21 protein-coding genes are annotated in these 23819 nt (G+C 64.6%); 13 read left to right on the top strand and 8 right to left on the bottom strand.

Features of this window, described 5'->3' with window-relative positions:
* Positions 1-2 precede the first annotated feature (2 nt).
* Together groL and groES are read right to left on the bottom strand one after the other, a co-directional pair.
* Entirely contained in the window at positions 3-1643 is a 1641-nt protein-coding gene (groL, locus tag ACMGE0_RS13450; RefSeq protein WP_436816359.1) for a chaperonin GroEL, read from the bottom strand.
* Between the two features lie 59 nt (positions 1644-1702).
* Complete coding sequence (gene groES, locus ACMGE0_RS13445) at positions 1703-1999, bottom strand: co-chaperone GroES (protein ID WP_436816358.1); 297 nt, start codon at positions 1997-1999, stop codon at positions 1703-1705.
* Between the two features lie 414 nt (positions 2000-2413).
* Between groES and ACMGE0_RS13440 the strand changes: the two genes are divergently transcribed.
* Entirely contained in the window at positions 2414-3262 is an 849-nt protein-coding gene (locus tag ACMGE0_RS13440; protein ID WP_436816357.1) for a TIGR01459 family HAD-type hydrolase, read from the top strand.
* Between the two features lie 59 nt (positions 3263-3321).
* On the top strand, positions 3322-4302 hold the full coding sequence (locus tag ACMGE0_RS13435) for a bifunctional riboflavin kinase/FAD synthetase (protein WP_436816356.1): 981 nt from the start codon (positions 3322-3324) through the stop codon (positions 4300-4302).
* On the opposite strand, the gene ACMGE0_RS13430 is transcribed toward ACMGE0_RS13435, so the two are convergent.
* Positions 4299-4739 (bottom strand): RES family NAD+ phosphorylase, encoded by a 441-nt coding sequence (locus ACMGE0_RS13430; protein ID WP_436816355.1) that lies wholly within the window; start codon positions 4737-4739, stop codon positions 4299-4301. The two genes, ACMGE0_RS13435 and ACMGE0_RS13430, sit on opposite strands and share 4 nt — an antisense overlap.
* A gap of 3 nt (positions 4740-4742) precedes the next feature.
* Entirely contained in the window at positions 4743-5141 is a 399-nt protein-coding gene (locus tag ACMGE0_RS13425; protein ID WP_436816354.1) for an Xre family toxin-antitoxin system antitoxin, read from the bottom strand.
* 297 nt (positions 5142-5438) lie between these two features.
* Between ACMGE0_RS13425 and ileS the strand changes: the two genes are divergently transcribed.
* On the top strand, positions 5439-8351 hold the full coding sequence (gene ileS, locus ACMGE0_RS13420) for an isoleucine--tRNA ligase (RefSeq protein ID WP_436816353.1): 2913 nt from the start codon (positions 5439-5441) through the stop codon (positions 8349-8351).
* 136 nt (positions 8352-8487) lie between these two features.
* Entirely contained in the window at positions 8488-9120 is a 633-nt protein-coding gene (locus tag ACMGE0_RS13415) for a hypothetical protein (protein WP_436816352.1), read from the top strand.
* Between the two features lie 9 nt (positions 9121-9129).
* Here the strand turns inward: ACMGE0_RS13415 and ACMGE0_RS13410 are convergent, their stop codons facing one another.
* A complete protein-coding gene (locus ACMGE0_RS13410; RefSeq protein WP_436816351.1) occupies positions 9130-9585 on the bottom strand; it encodes a nucleoside deaminase in 456 nt (151 codons plus the stop codon).
* 158 nt (positions 9586-9743) lie between these two features.
* On the opposite strand from ACMGE0_RS13410, the gene ACMGE0_RS13405 reads away from it, so the two are divergent.
* The 3 genes from ACMGE0_RS13405 to ACMGE0_RS13395 are packed head-to-tail and all read left to right on the top strand — an operon-like array spanning position 9744 to position 13248.
* Positions 9744-11792 carry a pseudouridine synthase gene (locus tag ACMGE0_RS13405; protein ID WP_436816350.1) on the top strand — a complete coding sequence of 683 codons (2049 nt, stop codon included), beginning with the start codon at positions 9744-9746 and terminating at the stop codon, positions 11790-11792.
* A gap of 6 nt (positions 11793-11798) precedes the next feature.
* Positions 11799-12359: a 16S rRNA (guanine(966)-N(2))-methyltransferase RsmD gene (gene rsmD, locus ACMGE0_RS13400; RefSeq protein WP_436816349.1), complete on the top strand. Its 561-nt coding sequence runs from the start codon at positions 11799-11801 to the stop codon at positions 12357-12359.
* Positions 12360-12369: 10 nt separating this feature from the next.
* Positions 12370-13248, top strand: coding sequence for a patatin-like phospholipase family protein (locus ACMGE0_RS13395; RefSeq protein WP_436816348.1), 879 nt, complete (start codon positions 12370-12372; stop codon positions 13246-13248).
* On the opposite strand, the gene ACMGE0_RS13390 is transcribed toward ACMGE0_RS13395, so the two are convergent.
* Entirely contained in the window at positions 13249-15054 is a 1806-nt protein-coding gene (locus ACMGE0_RS13390) for a monovalent cation:proton antiporter-2 (CPA2) family protein (protein WP_436816347.1), read from the bottom strand. It abuts the gene before it with no gap.
* A gap of 112 nt (positions 15055-15166) precedes the next feature.
* Between ACMGE0_RS13390 and ACMGE0_RS13385 the strand changes: the two genes are divergently transcribed.
* The 6 genes from ACMGE0_RS13385 to lpxK all read left to right on the top strand — a co-directional run bounded on the left by ACMGE0_RS13385 (position 15167) and on the right by lpxK (position 20963).
* Positions 15167-16513, top strand: a complete 1347-nt coding sequence (locus ACMGE0_RS13385; protein ID WP_436816346.1) for a TldD/PmbA family protein — start codon at positions 15167-15169, stop codon at positions 16511-16513.
* Positions 16514-16518: 5 nt separating this feature from the next.
* On the top strand, positions 16519-17307 hold the full coding sequence (locus ACMGE0_RS13380) for a 3'(2'),5'-bisphosphate nucleotidase CysQ (protein ID WP_436816345.1): 789 nt from the start codon (positions 16519-16521) through the stop codon (positions 17305-17307).
* A 63-nt stretch (positions 17308-17370) separates the two neighbouring features.
* The gene (locus tag ACMGE0_RS13375) at positions 17371-17613 is read left to right on the top strand and encodes a DUF4170 domain-containing protein (RefSeq protein WP_436816344.1); all 243 of its coding nucleotides are present in this window, start codon (positions 17371-17373) and stop codon (positions 17611-17613) included.
* A 171-nt stretch (positions 17614-17784) separates the two neighbouring features.
* Positions 17785-19113: a lipid IV(A) 3-deoxy-D-manno-octulosonic acid transferase gene (gene waaA / locus ACMGE0_RS13370; protein WP_436816343.1), complete on the top strand. Its 1329-nt coding sequence runs from the start codon at positions 17785-17787 to the stop codon at positions 19111-19113.
* Positions 19110-19838 carry an HAD family hydrolase gene (locus tag ACMGE0_RS13365; protein WP_436816342.1) on the top strand — a complete coding sequence of 243 codons (729 nt, stop codon included), beginning with the start codon at positions 19110-19112 and terminating at the stop codon, positions 19836-19838. Before waaA ends, ACMGE0_RS13365 begins: the two co-directional genes overlap by 4 nt.
* A gap of 93 nt (positions 19839-19931) precedes the next feature.
* The gene (gene lpxK, locus ACMGE0_RS13360) at positions 19932-20963 is read left to right on the top strand and encodes a tetraacyldisaccharide 4'-kinase (protein ID WP_436816341.1); all 1032 of its coding nucleotides are present in this window, start codon (positions 19932-19934) and stop codon (positions 20961-20963) included.
* 399 nt (positions 20964-21362) lie between these two features.
* Here lpxK and ACMGE0_RS13355 read toward each other — a convergent pair whose 3' ends face one another.
* Both ACMGE0_RS13355 and mutL read right to left on the bottom strand, forming a co-directional pair.
* Positions 21363-21596 (bottom strand): DUF2093 domain-containing protein, encoded by a 234-nt coding sequence (locus ACMGE0_RS13355; RefSeq protein ID WP_436816340.1) that lies wholly within the window; start codon positions 21594-21596, stop codon positions 21363-21365.
* Between the two features lie 65 nt (positions 21597-21661).
* Positions 21662-23482 (bottom strand): DNA mismatch repair endonuclease MutL, encoded by a 1821-nt coding sequence (gene mutL, locus ACMGE0_RS13350; protein WP_436816339.1) that lies wholly within the window; start codon positions 23480-23482, stop codon positions 21662-21664.
* Between the last annotated feature and the right edge of the window lie 337 nt (positions 23483-23819).

Genomic DNA, 23819 nt, shown 5'->3' with positions numbered 1-23819 from the left:
TATCACATCATGTCCATGCCGCCCATTCCGCCCATGCCGCCCGGCATGCCGGCCGGAGCGTCCTTCTTCGGCAGCTCGGCGATCATGGCTTCCGTGGTGATCAGCAGCGAAGCAACCGAAGCGGCATTCTGCAGGGCGGTGCGGACGACCTTGACCGGATCGACGATGCCGAGCTGGATCAGATCGCCGTATTCGCCGGTCTGGGCGTTGTAGCCGTAGTTGTCTTCGTTCTTGTCGAGGATCTTGCCGACGACGATCGAAGCTTCGTCACCTGCGTTTTCGGCGATCTGGCGGACCAGCGACTGCAGCGCCTTGCGGACGATGTTGATGCCGGCTTCCTGGTCGTCGTTGGCGCCCTTGACGGCGATCTTCGTGGAGGAGCGAAGCAGGGCGACGCCGCCGCCAGGCACGATGCCTTCCTGAACGGCCGCGCGGGTGGCGTTCAGAGCGTCGTCGATACGATCCTTCTTTTCCTTCACTTCGACTTCCGTCGAGCCGCCGACGCGGATGACGGCAACGCCGCCGGCGAGCTTGGCGAGGCGCTCCTGGAGCTTCTCACGGTCGTAGTCGGAGGTGGTTTCCTCGATCTGGGCCTTGATCTGGTTGACGCGGCCCTCGATGTCGGACTTGGCACCGGCGCCGTCCACGATCGTGGTGTTTTCCTTGGAGATCGAGACCTTCTTGGAACGGCCGAGCATGTCGAGCGTGACGTTCTCGAGCTTGATGCCGAGGTCTTCGGAAATGACCGTGCCGCCCGTCAGGATGGCGATGTCTTCCAGCATGGCCTTGCGGCGGTCGCCGAAGCCCGGAGCCTTGACGGCAGCGATCTTGAGGCCGCCGCGCAGCTTGTTGACGACGAGCGTCGCGAGGGCTTCGCCTTCGACGTCTTCAGCGATGATGAGGAGCGGCTTGCCGGTCTGGACGACGGCTTCGAGAACCGGGAGCATCGCCTGGAGGTTTGAGAGCTTCTTCTCGTGCAGGAGGATGAAGGCATCTTCCAGGTCTGCAACCATCTTTTCCGGATTGGTGACGAAGTAGGGCGAGAGATAGCCGCGGTCGAACTGCATGCCTTCGACGACTTCGAGTTCGGTCTCGGCGGTCTTGGCTTCCTCGACGGTGATCACGCCTTCATTGCCGACCTTCTGCATGGCTTCGGCAATGTCGAGGCCGATCTGGCGCTCGCCGTTGGCCGAAATCGTGCCGACCTGGGCGACTTCTTCCGAGGTGTTGATCTTCTTGGCCTTGGCGGCGAGGTCCTTGACGACTTCGGCGACGGCGAGGTCGATGCCGCGCTTCAGGTCCATCGGGTTCATGCCGGCTGCAACGGCCTTGCCGCCTTCGCGAACGATGGCCTGGGCGAGAACGGTTGCGGTCGTGGTGCCGTCGCCGGCGATGTCGTTGGTCTTCGAAGCGACTTCGCGGACCATCTGGGCGCCCATGTTCTCGAACTTGTCGTCCAGTTCGATTTCCTTGGCGACCGATACGCCGTCCTTGGTGATGCGCGGAGCGCCGAAGGACTTGTCGATGATGACGTTGCGGCCCTTCGGACCGAGCGTCACCTTGACCGCGTCAGCGAGAATGTCGACGCCGCGCAGCATCTTTTCGCGCGCAGTGCGGCCGAACTTGATTTCTTTAGCTGCCATTTTGAGAACTCCTGAAAAGAGGTGTCAGCGATGTTTCGGTGAAAGCAACCGGCCGGAAATCAGCCGATGATGCCCATGATGTCGGCTTCCTTCATGATCAGAAGGTCTTCGCCGTTAAGCTTGACTTCGGTGCCGGACCACTTGCCGAAGAGAACGCGATCGCCGACCTTGACGTCGAGCGCGACGACCTTGCCGGTTTCATCGCGGGCGCCGGAGCCGACGGCGACGATTTCGCCTTCCTGCGGCTTTTCCTTGGCGGTGTCCGGAATGATGATGCCGCCCTTGGTCTTCTCCTCGGACTCAACGCGGCGAACGACGACGCGATCGTGCAGGGGGCGGAAATTGGTGCTTGCCATTGTCTAATCCCTCGATCAAATGACATTGACGGATCCAGCGGACCCGTATCGCTTGTTTGTTAGCACTCATACCCGGAGAGTGCTAGCGGGGTCGAGATAAGGGCGGTCGGCGGTTGAGTCAAGAATGGCTGTGAAATTTTCAGGACCGCCGTGAGGTCATGGAAAATATGCTTAACGCCTCGGGTATCCGGCTGCGCCGCGCGCGGCGAGCGGACTGCGGAGTTCAAGTGGATCTGCCTCCTGGGCCGCCAAACCGGCATGATGCACCGGACTTTGGTGGAAGAAAGGCGCCGGCTCCCGAAAGAGCGCTTTTCCCGCAGGGCCGTTCCGCCGGCCGCTTTTCCTTCCATTCTCTCTTGTAATCTTTCCGGGGGTTTGCCATGTGACCCAGGACTTTGGAGATGGGGCGGTTACATGGCAAGGCGCATCGGCAGTTTGGGCGAGATCATCGGCGATTACGACGTCGTTCTTTCGGACGTCTGGGGCGTCGTGCACAATGGCGTCGAGCCCTTCCAGCAATCCTGCAAGGCACTTGCGGCCGCCCGCGAAGCCGGCGCGACGGTCGTGCTGATCACCAATTCGCCGCGCCCGGCGCCCGGCGTCATCGAGCAGATGCGCGCGCTCGGCGTGCCGGACGGCACCTACGACCGTATCGTCACGTCCGGCGACGTCACCAGGCATCTGATCGTCGAAGGTCCCCAGAAGGTCTTTCTGATCGGGCCGGACCGAGACCTCAACCTGTTCGACGGTCTCGGCGTCGACGTGGTCCCGGCGGACGAGGCGGACTGCATCGTCTGCACCGGTTTCTTTGACGACGAGAAGGAAGTGCCGGAAGACTATACCGGGATGCTGACCGCTTTCGCCAGGCGCGACGTGCCGCTGATCTGCGCCAATCCGGATCTCGTGGTCGAGCGCGGCCACAAGATCATCCCCTGTGCCGGAGCGGTCGCCGCCTATTACGAAGAGCTTGGCGGCAAGACCCGCGTCGCAGGCAAGCCGCACAAGCCGATCTACGAGGAGACGCTGGCGGCCGCCCGCGAGGTGCGCGGCGATTTCCCGATGGACCGGGTGCTGGCGATCGGCGACGGCATGCCGACCGACGTGCGCGGCGCGCTCGCATACGGCCTCGACCTGCTCTATATCAGCAGCGGCATCCATGTGGCGGAATACACCGTTAACGGCCAGACCGACGAGGCGATCCTCAACGCCTGGCTGAAGCGGGAGAACGCCGCGCCGAAATACTGGATGCCGCGTCTTGCATAGCCCCAGGCGCTTTTGGGCGCCCCTTGGGCATTCTTGGGCCTGAACCGGAATCCTGCCGCATGACCGTATTCCATCGCAATGAGAAGAAGGAGCCGCTGCCCGACGCGCTGAAGGGCGGCGTGATCGCCATCGGCAATTTCGACGGCGTGCATCGCGGCCACCGCAGCGTGCTGGAGCGGGCATTGGCATTGGCGGAAGAACGCGGCGTGCCGGCGCTGGTGCTGACCTTCGAGCCGCATCCTCGGAGCGTTTTCCGTCCCGACGAGCCGGTCTTCCGGCTGACGCCAGCGCCGCTGAAGGCGAGGCTGCTGGAGGCCATGGGCTTCCGTTCGGTGATCGAATATCCCTTCACCCGGGAATTCGCGACCCGCTCGGCCGAAGAATTTATCCAGACGATCCTGGTCGACTGGCTCCATGCGAGCGCAGTCGTGACCGGCTTCGATTTCCACTTCGGCAAGGGCAGGGAAGGCGGTCCGGCCTTCCTGATGGCATCGGGCGAAAGGCATGGTTTCACCGTCTCGTTGGTCGATGCCTTCCGCGACGAGAATGCCGAGGTGATTTCGTCGAGCCGCATCCGCGCCCTGCTGGCCGAAGGTGACGTCGCCGGCGCGGCGGGCCTGCTCGGCTACCGCTACACGGTCGAGGCGGAGGTGATCGGCGGCGAGAAGCTTGGGCGCCAGCTCGGCTTCCCGACCGCCAACATGCAGCTTCCGCCCGAAGCCGAACTCAAGGCCGGCATCTATGCGGTGCGTTTCCGCCGTGCCGACGGCACGCTTTACGACGGCGTGGCGAGCTACGGCCGCCGCCCCACGGTGACGGAAAACGGCTTGGCCCTGCTCGAAACCTATGTCTTCGATTTTTCCGGAAGCCTTTACGGCGAAACCTGTTCCGTCTCCTTCTTCGGCCATCTGCGCGACGAGCTGAAATTCGACGGGCTCGATCCGCTTGTCGCCCAGATCAGGCGTGACGAGGAAGAGGCGCGGGCTCTGCTTTCCGGTGTCAGGCCAATCGGGGAGCTGGACGCGAAGATCGCGTTTTAGGGGTAGCGAAGCAACCGGCTGTCGAAGGGGTAGCGGGCGATCCTTTCGATCGTCAGCCTGCCGGCGTCTGCATGATTCGGATTGAAAAGGATATTCTTCGCTTTGGGCAGGATGACGGAAGGCACATTCAGGAGACAGGACCTGTTCTCGGTTAGCCAGGCAGACCCCGCTTCCTGCGTCGCTTCCTCGTCACCCAAGTCAATTTCGTCCATGCCGATTGTGCGGACGGCGATATCGTCGGGGCAGTGAATTTTCAGCAATTGGAAATCGACGGGCAGATCTTCAGGATCGACGTGGACGAGGATTTCGAGAAGCGCGGTCGAAGGATGATCGCAGCAATAGACGAGCGGCATCCCCTGTCTATGCCATCGGCCGGGCGCAAGCAGCCCACCCTTGCCGGAAAGATCGGCATAATTGGAGATGCGCCAGAGGATCATGTGTCAGATGTAGATGCCGTGGTCGATCTGATGCAGGGCCTGCTCCACCAGCACGGCGCCGCTTTCCGATTCCAGAAGGTCGAGGGGCACAACGCCAGCCATGCCCCTGTTCGGCTTGCGGAGCCAACGTCGAGCTCTTTCGGGGTCTCCGAAAACCTGCACGGCGAGCTCCATCACGCGAACGACGCGCAAGGCTCCATCATTCTCGTTGACAGTGAGCGGTTCGCCATTGGCTATCCTGCGTGCAAGCGTGCGGCGCGGAGCCACAAATCGATAGAGCTCGTCCATCGAAAAGCCGAGCTTGGTCAATTCGGACACCGTCGTGCCGTCGTAAGTTTTCATGCGGCCGTGAGAGGCGATCTCCAGCCGCTTGCGGATAGGCGTTTCACCAGATACACGCATTCCGGCCTCCTTGATGCCATTTGCCCAGGAATGTAGGTGCAAATGGCACAAAAATCAAACGACATTCGCTTGGAAATGATGCGGGAAATCCCCTTCCTTTCCGCAGCAAAAACCCGTAATAACCGCCACCATGAAAGAATTCCGGCTGGCTTTGATCATTCGAATTATAGGCCCGGCCTTCCGCGCGCTGTAAGAGCGGCCGGAGGGTCCGGGTTTTCGGCGTTTTAGAAAGCGCCTTCCGCCACCGAATTTTCATCGATACGCGCCGGTCCGCGGCGCCAGAGACGATTGCCCACAATGACCGATACCGCCGAAAAGCTCGACTATTCGAAGACCCTCTATCTGCCCGAAACCGATTTCCCGATGCGCGCCGGCCTGCCGCAGAAGGAGCCGGAACTGGTCGCCCGCTGGCAACAGATGGACCTCTATAAGAAGCTGCGCGCCTCCGCCGCCGGCCGCGAAAAATTCGTTCTCCACGACGGCCCGCCCTATGCCAACGGCAACATCCATATCGGCCACGCGCTGAACAAGATCCTGAAGGACGTCATCACCCGCTCGTTCCAGATGCGCGGCTACGACTCGAACTACGTTCCGGGCTGGGACTGCCACGGCCTGCCGATCGAATGGAAGATCGAGGAGGAGAACTACCGCTCCAAGGGCAAGGCCAAGCCCGACCTTTCCGAGCCGGCGGCGATGACCGAGTTCCGCCGCGAATGCCGCGCCTATGCGGAAAAGTGGATCAAGGTGCAGGCGGAAGAATTCAAGCGCCTCGGCATCGTCGGCGATTTCGACAATCCCTATCTCACGATGAATTTTCACGCGGAAGCGCGCATCGCCGGCGAACTGTTGAAGATCGCCAAGAGCGGCCAGCTTTATCGCGGCTCCAAGCCGGTCATGTGGTCGGTGGTCGAGCGCACCGCGCTGGCGGAAGCCGAGGTGGAGTATCAGGATTATGAGTCCGATACGATCTGGGTGAAGTTTCCGGTCGCGAATGGCCCTGCTGCGTTCGCGGATGCCCACGTCGTCATCTGGACTACCACGCCCTGGACCATCCCCGGCAACCGCGCGATCTCCTATTCGCCGAAAATCTCTTACGGCTTTTACGAAGTCACGGCCGCAGAGAACGATTTCGGCCCGCGTCCCGGCGAGAAGCTGATCTTTGCCGATGCGCTGGCGGAGGAATCCTTCAAGAAGGCCAAGCTGGAATTCAGGCGCCTGCGCGGCGTCTCCGCTGACGAGATGGCAGCGATCACCTGCGCCCACCCCCTCAAGGGTCTCGGCGGCGGCTACCAATTCCCCGTTCCGTTGCTCGCCGGCGATCACGTCACCGACGATGCCGGCACCGGCTTCGTGCACACCGCCCCGAGCCACGGCCGCGAGGATTTCGAGGCGTGGATGCATCACATCCGCGAGCTGGAGGCGCGGAGCATCGAGACGAAGATCCCGTTCCCGGTCGACGATTCCGGCACCTATACCACCGACGCCCCCGGTTTCGAGGGCGCGCGGGTCATGGACGACAACGGCAAGAAGGGCGACGCCAACGATCGCGTCATCAAGGCGCTGATCGAGAAGCACGCGCTCTTCGCCCGTGGCCGTCTGAAGCATCAGTATCCGCATAGCTGGCGGTCGAAGAAGCCGATCATCTTCCGCAACACGCCGCAGTGGTTCGTCTACATGGACAAGGAACTCGGCGACGGCACGACGTTGCGCACCCGCGCGCTCAAGGCGATCGACGACACGCGCTTCGTGCCCGCCGCCGGCCAGAACCGCCTGCGCGCGATGATCGAGCAGCGGCCGGACTGGGTGCTTTCCCGTCAAAGAGCATGGGGCGTGCCGATCTGCGTCTTCGTGGACGAGCATGGCGAGGTTCTGCAGGACGAAGCCGTCAACCAGCGCATTCTCGCGGCCTTCGATGCCGAAGGAGCGGATGCCTGGTTCGCCGAAGGCGCCAAGGAGCGGTTCCTCGGCAACGAGCACGACCCGGCCAAGTGGACGCAGGTCACGGACATCCTCGACGTCTGGTTCGATTCCGGCTCGACGCACACCTTCACGCTGGAGGACCGTCCGGACCTGAAATGGCCGGCCGACGTCTATCTGGAAGGCTCGGACCAGCATCGCGGCTGGTTCCATTCCTCGCTGCTGGAATCCGCCGCCACCCGCGGCCGCGCGCCCTATGACACGGTCATCACCCATGGCTTTACCATGGACGAGAAGGGCCAGAAGATGTCGAAGTCGCTCGGCAACGTCGTGGCGCCGCAGGACGTCATGAAGGACGCCGGCGCCGATATCCTGCGCCTCTGGGTTATGACGACGGACTACTGGGAGGACCAGCGCCTCGGCAAGACGATCATCCAGACGAACGTCGATGCCTATCGCAAGCTGAGGAACACGATCCGCTGGATGCTCGGCACGCTCGCCCATGACGAGGGCGAGGAGATCGCCTATACGGAGCTTCCGGAACTCGAAAAGCTGATGCTGCATCGTCTCGCCGAGCTCGATAAGCTGGTGCGCGACGCCTACGACGCCTTCGAGTTCAAGAAGATCGCCCGCGCACTCATCGATTTTGCCAATGTCGAGCTCTCGGCCTTCTATTTCGATGTCCGCAAGGATGCGCTCTATTGCGATGCGCCGTCCTCTCTGCGCCGACGCGCGGCCCTTGCCGTGATCCGCAGGATCTTCGACTGCACCGTGACCTGGCTTGCGCCCATGCTGCCTTTCACCACGGAAGAGGCCTGGCTGTCGCGCAATCCGGATGCGGTTTCGGTGCATCTCGAGCAGTTTCCGACGATTCCGGTCGAATGGCGGAACGAGGCGCTCGCCGAGAAATGGGCTGCGATCCGCCGCGTCCGTTCGGTTGTGACGGGCGCCCTGGAGATCGAGCGCAAGGACAAGCGCATCGGCTCTTCGCTGGAGGCGGCTCCGGTCGTCTACGTGACCGATCCGGAGCTTCTGAAGGCGCTGGAAGGCCAGGACTTCGAGGAGATCTGCATCACCTCGGGCATCGCGATCGTTGCGGGCGAGGGGCCGGACAGTGCGTTCCGGCTGCCGGAAGTGCCCGGCGTCGCGGTCGATCCGAAGCTTGCGGAAGGCGTAAAATGCGCCCGCTCCTGGCGGGTGACGAAGGATGTCGGCTGCGATCCGGCCTGGCCGGACGTTTCCGCGCGCGATGCCGCCGCTCTGCGGGAGCTTGCCGCTCTCGGACGCCTTTGACGGGGTCTAAAATCGCCGTATGATTGCGCTTTGGCGCGTCATCCGGTATTTCTGCCTGAAATTGGCCGGATTTTTCCGCCACCTGGGGCACACGTAGTCTGAGGCGTCGAGGACGGGCGCCGCTGGAAGGGTTTTGATGAAAACGACATATGCGTTCCGTGTCGGCATGGGCGTGGCCGGCATCCTCGCCTCGACATTGACCCTTTCGGGCTGCATCGGCGGCCCCACTTACGGTACCGACAAGACCGCCATGGAGCAGCTCGCCGACGACCTCGGCAAGTCCGTTTCCCTCGGCGGAGGCCGGGAACAGGCGAACCGCAGCGTCAAATACAATCCGCGTCCCTCGCTGGTCGTCGCCACCAAGGAACAGGGTAGCGCCCTGCCGCCGCCGCAGCAGTCGCTTGCCAACCGCGAGAACAACCCGAACTGGGTGGAATCTCCGGAAGAGACCCGCCAGCGCCTCCGCGACGAGGCTGCCGCGAACGAGAAGGACCCCAATTACCGTTCGCCGCTTCTAGCCGGCAACGGCCAGGCCGGTCAGATGACCGAGACCGAGAAATGGGAAGCCTTCCGCAAGGCCAAGCAGGATGCCGAAACCGTGGACATCTCGGCGCGCCGCCGCTCGCTGGTCGATCCGCCGGCGGAATTCCGCTCGACCGATGCCGCCAATCTCACCGATCTCGGCGAGCCGGAAACGCAGAAGGAAAAGCGCCGCAAGCAGCAGGCGGCCGATGCGAAGAAGTCCAGCGAGTGGTGGAAGCTCTTCTGATAGGGCCGCTCAGCTTTCCCTTTTCGATTTGAAGAAGCCCGTAAGCAGGCTGGCCGCTTCGGTTTCCCCCAGGCCGGAATAGACCTCCGGGGCATGATGGCAGGTCGGCTGGCTGAAGAAGCGTACGCCGCTGTCCACCGCGCCGCCCTTCGGGTCTTCCGCGCCGTAATAGAGGCGGCGGATGCGCGCGAAGGAAATCGCCGCGGCGCACATGGTGCAGGGTTCGAGCGTCACGTAGAGATCGGCGCCGGCCAGCCGTTCCTGACCGAGCGTGGCGGAAGCTTCGCGGATGACGGCGATTTCGGCATGGGCGGTGACGTCGTTGTCGGCGCGGGTGCGGTTCCCGGACCGGGCGACGATCGCGCCGTCGAGCACCAGCACGGCGCCGATGGGGACCTCGCCGCGGGCCGCGGCATCGCGCGCTTCGACAAGTGCCACATCCATGAACCCGTCGGTATTCGGCATTTCGGCGATTTCCTCTTAACCCGGATCGCGCGAACTGGTAGGAAGCATCCAATCGCAGGCCCGATTTGCGGGCATCGCTCCATCGCAGTCAACACGAACAAGAATGTCCGGATCAATCTCACAGACCCGCTAGACATCACGCTTCAGGCAAACAACAAATGAATTCAAAAGACAAGCCGAAGCGCGGCGAAGGCAGGACCTTCGTTCGCGAAACCAAGCCCCGGTCGGCCCCGAAAGACGGCGCTGCGGCCAAGTCCGCTGCCGGCGCAGGGAAGAAGGCTGCCGCGGAGAAGCCCGCAAAGGCGGCTCGCAAGCCGGCGGTGGCTGTCGCGGCGCCGGTCGAGGCGGAGGGCAAGCCGGAGCGCATTTCCAAGATCCTGGCCCGTGCCGGCATCGCGTCCCGCCGCGATGTCGAGCGGATGATCATGGAAGGCCGGGTGAAGCTGAACGGCCAGGTTCTCGATACGCCGGTCGTCAACGTCACGCTTGAAGACAGGATCGAAGTGGACGGCATGCCGATCCGCGGCATCGAACGCACCCGCCTCTGGCTCTACCACAAGCCGGCCGGCCTCGTGACCACCAATTCCGATCCGGAAGGACGTCCGACCGTCTTCGACAACCTGCCGGAAAGCTTGCCGCGCGTCATGTCGATCGGCCGCCTCGACATCAATACGGAAGGCCTGCTGCTGCTTACCAACGACGGCGGTCTGTCGCGCGTGCTGGAACTGCCGACCACCGGCTGGCTGCGCCGCTATCGCGTTCGCGCTCATGGCGACGTCGACCAGGAGGCGCTCGACAAGCTTAAGGAAGGCATTGCCGTCGACGGCGTGCTCTACGGTTCGATCGACGCGACGCTGGACCGCACCCAGGGCCGCAACGTGTGGATCACCATGGGCCTTCGCGAAGGCAAGAACCGTGAGATCAAGAACGTGCTCGGCGCGCTGGGCCTCGAAGTGAACCGCCTGATCCGCATCTCCTACGGCCCTTTCCAGCTCGGCGACCTGCCGGAGGGTCAGGTGGTCGAGGTGCGCGGCCGCATGCTGCGCGACCAGCTCGGGCCGCGCCTGATCGAGGAAGCCAAGGCGAATTTCGACGCGCCGATCTACAACGACAAGGGTGCGGAAGACGACAAACTGGTGCGCGCGGAACGGTCCGATTGGTCTGGGAAGCCGGAAAAGACCGGGAAGACGGAGCGTCCGCGGGCCGGCAGGGATGAGGATCGGCGCGAGAAGGCGCTTGGCCGGCTGGATACGAAGCCCGGCGATCGGAAATTCGGCGACAAGAAGCTTGGGGACAAGAAGTTCGGCGACGGGCCGCGCGGCGCCAAGGGCAATGACCGTGATTTCGGCGACGACCGTCCGAAGAAGCGTCCTCCCATGGGCACCAGCCGTACCGCCAATGTCTGGATGGCGCCGGGCGCCCGCCCAACCACGGACAGCAAGGCGAAAAAATCTTCGGCGCGCGCCGAGGCGGAGCAGTTCTTCAAGAAGCCCGCTCCCGAGAACGACCGCCGCGTGGTGGTGAACCGCGCCGACGACGACAGCGACTGGATCCGCGCCGAAGCGCCGGCCCGCCGGCCGCGCGAGGAGGAGGGCGGCGATTCCGGCCGCAAGCGTTCGTTCGGCGACCGTGGCGAGCGCAGCTTTGGCGATAGGCCGCGCGGCGAGCGCAAGCCGCGCGAAGAAGGTGACCGCCCGCGCGGCGAACGCTCTTTCGACAGGTCGAGAGGCGAGCGCCCGTTTGGCGACAAGCCCCGCGGGGACCGCAGGCCCCGCGAAGATGGCGATCGTCCAGCCCGTTCTTTCTCCGGCGAAAGCCGGTCCGAGCGTCCGCGCGGCGAGCGCAGCTTTGGTGATCGCCCGCCCCGTGGAGATCGTCCGTTTGGCGACAAGCCGAGAGGCGACCGCCGCCCGCGTGAGGATGGCGACCGCCCCGCACGATCCTTCTCCGCAGGCGAGGGGCGTGCCGAGCGCAGCCGCTCCGAGCGCCCGGCGGGAGATCGGCCGTTCGGCGACAAACCGCGCGGTGGAAAACCGGGTGGAAAGCCCTTCGGCGGCAAGCCGGGTGGCGCCAAGGGCGGATTTGCCGGCAAACCTTCCGGCGGACGGGGAAAACCGGGTGGCGCGGGCAAGCCGGGCGGCCGTCCGGGCGGTGCCCGGAGCGGCGGCAGACCGGCCGGCGGCAAGCCGCGCACGCCGAGGGGGTGACGGGCAGTGCGGATCGTCGGCGGTGAATTTCGCGGCCGTTCCCTGGCCACGCCCAAAACAAATGCGATCCGGCCGACCATCGACCGGACGCGCGAAAGCCTGTTCAACATCATCGGCCATGTCTATCCGGAGGCGCTGAACGGCACCCGGGTGATCGATCTTTTTGCCGGCACCGGCGCGGTGGGCCTCGAAGCGGTCTCGCGGGGCTGCCGACACGCGCTCTTCGTGGAGAACGGCGTCGAGGGCCGCGGGCTGCTCTGGGAAAATATCGATGCTCTCGGCCTGCACGGCCGCACCCGCATCCTGCGCCGCGACGCGACCAAGCTCGGCGCGGTCGGCACGATGGAGCCGTTTCATTTCCTTTTTGCCGATCCGCCCTATGCTCAAGGTCTTGGCGAAGATGCGCTGCTGGCGGCGCATGCCGGCGGCTGGCTGGTTCCGGGCGCGCTCGCGATCCTGGAGGAGCGCGCCGACGTGACGCCGTCCGTCGTCCCCGCCTTCAAGCCGCTCGAAAGCCGCGTCTTCGGCGACACCCGCATGGATTTCTTCCGTTATCAGCCCGCGTGAGAGAAAAGGAATGAACACCAAGCTCGCCCTTCCCGATCTTGAGGCCGTCAGGAAGAGGGGCGGACTGACCTTCGCGGTCGCCTTCGGCGGCGGGGGGGCGCGCGGCATTTCGCATATAAGGGTCATCGAAGCGCTAGACGAACTCGGCATCCGGCCGGTGGCGATCTCCGGTTCCTCGATCGGTGCGATCATGGGAGCCGGCATGGCGTCCGGCATGACGGGCCGGGACATCCGCGACTATACGCTGGAGACGGTGGGAAACCGCGGGGCGCTCCTCAACCGGCTCTGGAGCCTCGGGCCTGCGACGATGCGCGACAAGCTCGGCGGCTTCCGCTTCGGCCACTTCAATCTCGAACTCATTCTCGACGCCTTCCTGCCGCCGCAGGTGCCGGAAGATTTCGCCGATCTCGAAATCCCGATGAAGATCTCGGCGACGGACTATTACGGTCAGGCGGAAGTGGTGCTGGAACAGGGCGGGCTGCGCACCGCGATCGCCGCATCCGCCGCCATTCCCGGCCTCTTCATGCCAGTGCATGTCAACGGCCGGATCATGATCGACGGCGGCGTCTTCAATCCCGTGCCCTACGAGCAACTGATGGAGCTTGCCGACGTGGTGATCGGCGTCGATGTGGTGGGCGCGCCGGAAGGGGACGGCACGCATCCCCCGAGCCGCATCGACGCCCTGTTCGGCGCGAGCCAGCTCACCATGCAGGCGAGCATCGCGCTCAAGCTCAAGCTCAATCCGCCGCATATCTTCCTGCGGCCGTCGGTCAACCGGTTCCGGGTTCTGGATTTCCTGAGGGCCCGCGATATCCTGGACGAATCGGAAGGCGTCAAGGACGAGCTGAAGCGCGCGGTCGACGCGCTTCATGCGGCCGCCGAGATGTGATCAGGTTTCTGCCGCCTCCGGCTCCGAACCCATCTCGTCGACGAGAGTAGGCCGCTTGGGCTTGATCAGCGGCTCCGGCCGGACCGGGCTGTTGAAGAGCATTTCGCGGCCGGCGCCGAGACCCTGCACGGCCTGGATCTGCAGCCGCTCCTCGTCGCGCTTGCGGATGTCCTCGCCGATCTCGTAGGCGTCGCTCTCCGCCATGCCGAGCCCTTCCAGCGTCCGGCGGCCGAAGAGAAGCCCGGATTCCAGCGTTTCGCGGAGTTCGTATTCGACATCCCTGTCCCTGAGCGACAATGAATGGATGCGGTCGTAGGAGCGCACGAAGAGCCGCACGTCGGGGAATTCGGAACGGATGAGATCGACGATGCGGTCGGTCGTCTCGCGCTTCTGCGTGGTGACCGCGACAATCTTCGCCTTCTCGATGCCGGAAGCGATCAGCACGTCGCGGCGCGTGCCGTCGCCGAAATAGATGCGGAAGCCGAAGCTCGCGGCCTGGCGGATGCGGTCGGCGGAATCGTCGATGACGGTCACCGCGCTGCCGCCGGCAAGCAGGATCTGCGCGGCGATCTGGCCGAAGCGCGAGAAGCCGATCATCAGCACATCGGCTCCGGCTCCGTCGAAATCCTCCTCCAGCTCCTCGCGGGTCTCGCCGCTCATGAACCGTTTGGAAAGTGCTGCTCCGAAAGGCGTGAGCGCCATGGAAAGCGTCACGCCGGCGATCAGGAGCGAGGCGGTGGCCGAGGAGAAAAGGCCCGCGGCGGTCGCGGTGGTGAAGAGCACGAACCCGAATTCGCCGCCCTGCGGCAGCAGGAAGGCGATCCTGACCGCATCGTCATGGGGCGAACCCCAGAGCCGGCAGAGCCCGTAGACGATCAGCGCCTTCACCGCCATGAAGACCGGCACGGCCGGCAGGATGAAGAGGATGTTGTCCAGAATGACCTCGACTTCCAGCGACAGGCCGACCGCCATGAAGAAGAGCGCGAGCAGCAGGCCGCGAAAGGGCTCGATATCCGCTTCCAGCTCGTGCCGGTAGGAGGATTCGGCGAGCATCACGCCCGAGAGGAAGGCGCCCATGGCCATGGAAAGCCCGACCGCCTGCATGGCCGCGGCCGACCCGAGCACGACCAGAAGGGCTGCGGCGATCATCACCTCCCGCGCGCCGGTTCGGGCGATCACCTGGAACATCGGCGTCAGCAGGTAGCGTCCGGCAAGCACCATGGCTCCGACCGCGCCGACTGCGGTCGCGAAATCGAGGAGCGGGGTCGCGGCGGCTTCGTTGGTGCCGGGGGAAAGGATCGTGATCAGCGCCAGGAGCGGCACGATGGCGAGGTCCTGGAAGAGCAGCACGGAAAAGGACCGCTGCCCGTAGCGGCTGTTCATGTCGCCGTCGTCGTTCAGGATCTGCAGTGCAAACGCGGTCGAGGACAGCGCCAGGCCGAAGCCGATGATCAGGCTGCCGCGCCAGCCCGCCATGTTCGCGAAATAGGCAAGCGCCGTCAGGATGAGGCCGGTCAGCGCCACCTGCGCGGGGCCAAGGCCGAAGACGTCGCCGCGCATCTGCCAGAGGCGCGACGGATTGAGCTCCAGGCCGATGATGAAGAGCAGGAAGACGACGCCGAATTCCGCAAAGCTCAGAACCTCCTCCGCCTCCATGATCGTGTGCATGATCGGACCGATGACGATGCCGGCGGCCAGATAGCCGAGCACCGTGCCCAAACCCAGCTTCTTGAACACCGTGGCGGCGATGACGGCGCCGCCGAGCAGAAGCAGGACTTGGAAAAACAAGGAGTCGGGCGATGTCATGCGGGATACTTTCGGGTCATGGGAAGCGAGCGGCTTCTCAAGAATCGGAGAGGCGCCCTTGATGCATCTGACAGTGCACAATAAATGGGACGATAATGAAAGGCTTGCAATCATGACCTCTGAAATCGATTCCGCCGCCCTGCTTTCCCGCGCCAGTGAACTTATCGATCTCGCCAAGGCCGCGGGAGCGGATCAGGCGGATGCGGTGGTCGTGCGATCCCGTTCGCGCTCGGTGAGCGCCCGCCTCGGCAAGGTGGAGGGAACGGAGGCCTCCGAGAGCGACGATTTCTCGCTCCGCGTCTTCGTCGGCAGAAGGGTCGCGAGCGTCTCGGCCAATCCCGGCTTCGACATGAAGACGCTCGCCGAACGCGCCGTCGCCATGGCGAAGGTCTCGCCGGAAGATCCGTTCGCCTGCCTGGCGGACGAAAAGGACCTGGCGAAATCCTATCCGGATCTCGAACTGTTCGATCCGACCGAAGTGCCGACCGATGCCCTGCGCGACGTCGCGCTCGAAATGGAGCAGGCCGCGCTCGATGTTCAAGGGGTGACCAATTCTTCCGGCGCCGGCGCCTCTGCCGGCATGGGCGGCATGGTGCTCGTCACCTCGCACGGTTTTTCCGGCAGCTACATGGCGAGCCGCTTCGGCCGTTCCGTCAGCGTCATCGCCGGCGAGGGCACCAAGATGGAGCGCGACTACGATTTCGACAGCCGCCTCTATGCCGCCGATCTCGACGATCCGAAGCTGATCGGCCGCCGCGCCGCCGAACGGGCGGTCAAGCGCCTCAGCCCGCGCCAGGTCGATACCGGCAGCAACGTCACCGTCGTCTTCGACCCGCGCATCGCCCGCGGTTTCGTCGGCCATATCGCCGGCGCGATCAACGGCGCGTCGGTCGCCCGCAAGACGAGCTTCCTGCGCGACAGGATGGGCCAGCAGGTCCTGAAAGCCGGGCTTGACATCACCGATGATCCGCTCGTGGTGCGCGGCTCTTCCTCCCGCCCCTTCGACGGCGAAGGCATTTCGGGCGAGCGCATGGTGATGATCGAGGACGGCGTGCTGAAGCACTGGTTCCTGTCCACCTCCACGGCGCGCGAGCTCGGGCTTTCGACGAACGGCCGCGGCGTGCGCGGCGGCACGGCGGTGACGCCCGCCTCCACCAATCTCGCGCTGGAGCCCGGCGACATCTCGCCGGAGGACCTGATCAGGTCGGTCGGCACCGGCTTCTATATCACGGAGCTGATCGGCCAGGGCGTCAACATGATCACCGGCGAATACAGCCGCGGCGCGACCGGCTTCTGGATCGAGAACGGCGAGCTTGCCTATCCGGTCTCGGAAGTGACGATCGCCTCCAATCTCAAGGACATGTTCATGCGGATCACGCCGGCGAACGACATCGACCGGAAGTTCGGGGTCGCTTCGCCGATGATTGCCATCGAGGGCATGACGCTGGCGGGACGTTGATCCCGATGGCTGCAGGAAACTGGCAGGACGATCTCGAACTCATCCGCGACGCGACGCGCCAGGCGGCCGAGATCGCCCATGGCTTCTTCGGCAACGCGCCGGAAGTCTGGTGGAAGAACGAGGGGAGGTCGCCGGTCAGCGCCGCCGATTTCGCCGCCAACGACCGGCTGCAGAACCTGCTTCTGAAGGCGCGGCCGAATTACGGCTGGCTGTCGGAGGAGACCGACGACGATGCCGCCCGGCTTTCCGTCGAAACCCTCTTCGTCGTCGATCCGATCGACGGGACGCGCGCCTTCATCAACGGGCAGAAGACCTGGTGCGTCTCGGTCGCCGTCGTGCATGGCGGCCGTCCGGTGGCGGGCGTGCTCGTGGCGCCGGCATTGGAGGAGGAGTTCTGCGCGGTGAAGGAAGGCCGGGCCTTGAAGAACGGCCGGCCGATCGCCGTCACCGCCGGCCGCCGGGATGACAAATTGGTGATCGCGGCCGACGAGAGCCTCGTGAAGAAATTCGATCCGGCGTTCCGCGAGGAGATCCACCGCGTGCACCACGTTCCCTCGCTTGCCTACAGGCTCGCCATGGTGGCCGACGGGCGCATCGACGGCACGGTCGTCAAGCGCAATTCCCATGATTGGGATCTCGCCGCCGCAGACCTGATCCTCGAACGCGCCGGCGGTATCCTGCAGGACTTGGACGGCAACCGGCTCTCCTACAACCGGACGGAGGTCAGTCACGAAATGCTGATCGCCGGTGCCGGGCACGCGCTCCGGAGCCTGGCTCCACACCTTCCCGGTTGACCTTTTTTCCGGAATGCAGCAGAGGAAAAGCCGGGGGAGCTGGAACGGACGGGATATCGGACAATGACGGAAACGGTCGAAAAGAAACAACTCCTGCACCTGGTCTTCGGCGGTGAATTGCAGAGCCTCGAAGGTCTTCAATTCAAGGATCTGTCCAAGCTCGACATCGTCGGTATCTTCCCCGATTACGCGAGCGCGCTCGTCGCGTGGCGGACCAAGGCGCAACAGACGGTCGACAACGCGCAGATGCGTTATTTCATCGTCCATATGCACCGGTTGCTGGATCCCGACAGCAAGTCGGCCTGAGGTCGGCCTGCCCCCTGGAAGTGCCCGTTTCAATGCAGGTCCTCTGCCTGTCGACGCTTTGGAGGACCCTATTTTGACGCATTTGTAAAACACAAAAAATTCGGCTACGGATGACGAAATCGGAGGGGCTATCACATTGACGGCGGTCACGATGGATCAGGGGCGGATGCGATGAGCAGCGGCTTGGCGCGCACGGCTCTCTTTGGCTATCGGCTGGCCGGCATCCTGCTTTATCCGCTGGTCGGTCCCTACCTCAGCTATCGTGCGATCAAGGGCAAGGAAGACAAGACCCGCCGCCTGGAGCGGCTGGGTTATGCGAGCCTTGCCCGGCCGCGCGGGCCGCTCGTCTGGGTGCATGCCGCAAGCGTCGGCGAAACCATCGCCATCATGCCGCTGATCCGCGAGCTGCGCCGCCGGGAAATCCATGTCCTGCTCACCACCGGCACCGTCACGTCCGCCAATCTCGTCCAGTCGCGGCTGGCCGACGAGGTGATCCATCAATACGTGCCGCTCGACCTGAAATTCCCGATCAAGCGCTTCATCGCCTATTGGAAGCCGGATGCCTGCATCACGGCGGAATCCGAGATCTGGCCGACGACCGTCTCGGAACTTGCCCGCCGCCATATCCCGCAGATCCGCGTCAACGCCCGCATGTCCGACCGTTCCTTCGAGCGCTGGCGCAACCACGGCTCGATCGCCGAGAGGCTGTTCGAGAAGATGGCGCTGGTCGTGGCTCAGTCGGATCTCGATGCCGAGCGGTTCCGCGATCTCGGCGCCTGGCCTGTCATCGTGTCCGGCAACCTGAAGAGCGACACGGACCCGCCGCCCTGCGACGAGGCGCTGCTTGCGCGTTATCGCAAGGAGATCGGCAATCGCCAGACCTGGGCGGCGATCTCCACTTTCGAGGGGGAAGAAAAGGCGGTCGCCACCGTGCACCGCACGCTCAAGCCGAAGAACGGCCAGTTGACCATTCTCGTGCCGCGTCATCCCGACCGCGCCGATGCGATCGAGGCCATGCTGAAGGAGGGGGGGCTGACCGTCGCGCGCCGCTCGCGCAACGATCCGCTGACGCCGGAGACCGACGTCTTCCTGGGCGATTCCATCGGCGAGATGGGGCTTTACCTGCGGCTCACGGAGATCGCCTTCGTCGGCAAGTCGCTCGCGACTTCAGAAGGCGGCCAGAACCCGCTGGAGCCGGCCATGCTGGGCTGCGCCGTACTCTCCGGCCCGCATGTCCAGAATTTCCGCGATGCCTACCAGCATCTCGTGCGCAAGGGCGGCGCCCGCATCGTCAAGGATGTGGAAATGCTCGCCAAGGCGGTGCATTATCTGATGATCAACGAGCTCGCCCGCAAGAAGATGGTGGATTCCGGCCATGATGCGATGGACGAGATGCGGGGCGCGCTGTCGAAGACGGTGAAGGCGCTGGAGCCCTACATCAATCCGTTGACGGTCAGCGCCCGGCTGCAGCCGAAAACCGCTGCGGCGGCCACAAGATGAATCCGGACAAGCTCGCAAAGATCGCCGGCATCCTGTTCGACAAGGACGGCACGCTTCTGCGTTACGACGAGAGCTGGGGACCGGTGAACCGCGAGGCGGCCCGGATCGCCGCCGCCGGCAATGCCGAGCTCGAGCCGCAGCTCCTGTTTTCGGGCGGCATGGATCCGGTTTCCGGCCATACGCGGGCGGACAGCCTGCTCGCAGCCGGCAACGCGGCCGAGATCGCCGCCGGTTTCGTCTCCGCCGGCTCGCCCCTCGATGTCGCGGAACTGACCAGGCTGCTCGACGAACTCTTCGTCCGCGCGGCGGAGTTTTCGGTGCCCGTCGCCGATCTCGCCGGGCTTTTCTCCCGGCTGAAGGCCCGCGGCTTCAAGCTGGGCGTCGCCTCCAGCGACAACGAGGAATCGATCCGCCAGACCGCCATCCGCTTCGGCTTCATCGGCCATCTGGATTTCATCGCCGGCTACGACAGCGGCCACGGCGTCAAGCCGGAGCCCGGCATGGTGCTCGGCTTCTGCGGCGCCACCGGCCTCGATCCCGGCGAGGTCGCCATGGTCGGCGACAACAATCATGACATGCATATGGGCGAGAAAGCGGGCGTCGGCTTGAAGGTCGCAGTGCTGACCGGCACAGGCTCGCGCGAGACGCTGTCGGCCGCCGCCGACATCTGCCTCGACGATATAACGGCGCTCGAAGGGCTCCTGCCCGAAAAGGTCGAAGCCTGAGCCGTGCGACCGGTGCGCAGGCTTGCCTTTTGGGAAAAAGTCCCTTCTTCTTCGCGGGCTTTTTCAGGACGGATCAGCCGGAGAGCGTAGCGTATGGTATCGGAAGCACCGCCATTCTGGTGGACGAAAGCGGATTGGCGTGCCTGGGCCCTGTCCCCCTTTTCCTTCCTCTACGGACGGATCGCCGGACGCCGGATGGCGCGCGCGCGCCGTGCCGGCGTGCCTCTCCCGGTCATATGCGTCGGCAATTTCACGGTCGGCGGGGCCGGCAAGACGCCGACGGCCCTCGCGCTCGCCCGCGCGGCGAAGGAAAAGGGCCTGAAACCGGGTTTCCTGAGCCGCGGATACGGCGGCTCGATCGATGTCACGACCGTGGTCGATCCCGCCCATCACCGCGCCGAAGCGGTCGGTGACGAGGCGCTGCTGCTTGCGCGCGAAGCGCTGACGGTGATCTCCCGGGGGCGCGTCGAAGGCGCCCGGAAACTGGCCGAGGAGGGCGCCGATCTTGTCATCATGGACGACGGTTTCCAGAGTGCGCGGCTCGTGCTGGATTTCGCTCTCGTCGTCATCGACACGGTGCGCGGCATCGGCAACGGCCATCTCGTGCCGGGCGGGCCGGTGAGGGCGCCGATACCGGAGCAGATGCGCCAGCTTTCGGCCATCCTCAAGGTCGGCAGCGGCGATGCCGCCGACCGGCTGGTGCGCCAGGCCGCCCGCGCCGGCAAACAGGTCTATGTCGCGACGCTGAAACCTCGGGAAGACCGTGAGATCGCCGGCAAGGCGCTCCTTGCCTTTGCCGGCATCGCCGATCCGCAGAAATTCTACCGCACCGTGAGGGAGCTCGGCGGGGAGATCAGGCAGGAGCGTGCCTTCCCCGACCACCACTATTTCAGCGAGGACGAGATCGCAGACCTCCTGGACGACGCGGCGAAGGAGAACCTGATGCTCGTCACGACCGCGAAGGACGCGGTGCGGCTTGCCGGCCATCACGGCCGCATGGAGGAGCTGGCAAGGAAGGCAAAGGTGGTGGAAGTCGAGATGGCGTTCGACGACCCGCTGGCGCCTTCGAAGATCATCGACACGGCGATCGCCAATTTCCGTGCGCGGCGGATCAGAGAGAAGTGAGGGGGAATCGAGCAGGTCAGCTTGCGCCCTCTTCTCCCCAGCGGGGAGAAGTGCCGAGCAAAGCGAGGCGATGAGGGGGTGTACACGCGGCAAACGCTGCATCGCTGTATTTTGGCTTCGCCCCCCTCATCCGGTCCTACGGACCACCTTCTCCCCGCTGGGGAGAAGGGGAAGCCGCTGCCGCCTCATCATTCCACAGAAGCATCAGCAATTTTGCTCAGATGCAATTGCCCTGCAACAAGCGGGAGAAAGGGGATGCGCGACGCTGAAGATGGAGGAAACCGGTGCGGCATATTTCCTTCTCCCCGCCTGCGGGGAGAAGGTGCCGGCAGGCGGATGAGGGGCAACAAGGCATGCGGATGAAGGAGAGCGGATGCCTGCCTCTGATTCCGTTCCGGGTCAGCCGCGGCTCTGGTTCGGCAAGCCGCCGGCGCGCTTCTCGGCTTCCAGCGAGGCGGCGCAATCGACATAGGGCTCCTGCCGTGCGACGCTCCAATAGCGCAGCTCGTCGATCGGGATCTGCGTGCCAGTCATGGCGCAGACGACATAGGAGCCGGCGGCGAGGATCTGGTAGTCGCCGTCGAGATACCGGATTTTGGCCTCGCGATAGCCGCTGCCCTCGAACCGGTTCATTTGTCGTCTCCTGCGGGAAAACATGGAACTGCTCTACCCCGACCGCGCCTCGATTGCCAGCCTTTTCAGCTCCGGCCGAACAGCCGCTCGATATCGGCGAGCTTGAGTTCGATATAGGTCGGCCGGCCGTGGTTGCAGGTGCCGGAGCCAGGCGTCGCCTCCATTTCCCTCAGAAGCGCGTTCATTTCCTCCGGTTTCAACCGGCGGCCGGAGCGCACCGAGCCGTGGCAGGCCATGGTGGCGGCGACATATTCGAGCTTGCCGCGCAAGCCGCCGGCGGTGTTCCATTCGGCGATCTCGTCGGCGAGGTCGCGGACCAGCGAAACCGCATCCACTTCGCCGAGCATGGCGGGCGTTTCGCGCACCGCCACCGCGCCGGGGCCGAAACGCTCGACGGCAAGCCCCAGCCGGTCGAGTTCGGATGCATGCGCCATCAGCCGGTCGCAGTCTTCCTCCGGCAGGTCGATGATCTCCGGGATCAGCAGGACCTGCGAGGCGAGCCGCTTGTCGTCGAGCGCCTTGCGCATCGCCTCGAAGACGAGACGCTCGTGCGCCGCATGCTGGTCGACGATGACGAGCCCGTCTTCGGTCTGGGCGACGATATAGTTCTCATGGACCTGCGCGCGGGCGGCACCCAGCCGGTAGCGCGATGCGTCCTCCGTGGCCTGCCTCGAAACAGGTTCCGCAATAACGGCGTCCGCTCGCGCCGCCGGCATGGTCAGCACGCCGAAATCCGACTGCGCCCGTTCGGAAAAGTCGTTGGCCGGTTGCGGGTGAAGCGGCCGGAAGGGTGAATTCGCGGCGGCCCGGGGCGTGCGCGGCGCGGGCTGCGTGGGGGCTGCCGAAAAACCCGGCCGGAAGGCGCGCATCATGCCGGAGGCGCCGGTCGTCGCGGCGCGGTCGCCTTCCCGGCGCAGCGCCTCGCGGATCGCGCCGACGATGAGGCCGCGCACCAGGCCCGGATCGCGGAAGCGCACGTCCGCCTTGGCCGGATGCACGTTGACATCCACCAGCGCCGGATCGAGCGTGATGGAGAGCACGGCGACTGGATAGCGGCCGGAGGGCACGCTTTCGGCATAGGCGCCGCGGATTGCCGACAGGATCAGCTTGTCCTGCACCGGCCGGCCGTTGACGAAAGCGTATTGATGCGCCGAGTTGCCGCGATGGAAGGTCGGCACGCCGACGAAGCCCTTGAGTTCCACGTCCTCGCGCATGGCGTCGATCTCGATCGCGTTGTCGCGGAAATCGGCGCCCAGCACCTGCGCCATGCGGGCGAGATGGTCGTCGCCCGTCGCCGCGAATTCCAGCGTCGAGCGATCGGAGCCCGAGAGCACGAAGCGGATTTTCGGAAAGGCGATCGCCATGCGCTTGACGACCTCGGTGATGGCGCCCGCCTCGGCCTTTTCCGTCTTCAGGAACTTGAGCCGGGCAGGGGTGGCGAAGAAGATGTCGCGCACCTCCACGACCGTGCCGGGATTGGCGGGCGCCGGCCTGACGCCGGAATTCCTGCCGCCAACGACGGCGACCTGCGAGCCTGCCGCATCGCCCGCTCTCCGGCTGGTGATGGTGAGCTTGGCGACCGAGCCGATCGAGGGCAGGGCCTCGCCGCGGAAGCCGAGCGTGCGGATGTCGTCGAGCGTCTCGGAGATTTTCGACGTGCAGTGCCGCCGCACGGCCAGATCGAGGTCGGCGGCATCCATGCCGAAACCGTTGTCGGTGATGCGGATGAGGCTCTTGCCGCCGCCGGCCGTGGCGATCTCGATGCGTGTGGCGCCTGCATCGATGGCGTTTTCGATCAGCTCCTTGGCGGCGCTGGCGGGCCTTTCGATGACCTCGCCGGCGGCGATCTGGTTGATCAGCGTCTCGGGCAGTTGTTTGACGGACATGCGTCATTCTCCGGGATTCGCCGTTCGAAGAAAAGCCTCGGCAGGTGAATTCAACGGTTTTGAGGAGAGGTTCGCACAAGCGTGCCGCTGTTTATTAATCGGAGCTTAAGACAAGGACGATAATTTGTTCAAGATTGAATTTGGATGAAGCCGGGGGAGCTCCCGCTCCCCGCGTGTGATCGGGATGGCGGCCGGCTGGGCACCGCCATGCGGGACCGGATCACCCGTTGAGGACTTGGAGCCAGCATGTTCTCGACCCCACACGACTTAAACCAGAAGGAATAACGCCCGAGAGGCGAACAAGCGGTTATAACGGTCCGGCTTTCGCCGTGTCCGA

The sequence above is a fragment of the Neorhizobium descurainiae genome (genome assembly GCF_051400715.1).
In the GTDB taxonomy this organism is placed as follows: Bacteria; Pseudomonadota; Alphaproteobacteria; order Rhizobiales; family Rhizobiaceae; genus Neorhizobium.
This window is presented reverse-complemented; position numbering and strand designations above follow the sequence as displayed.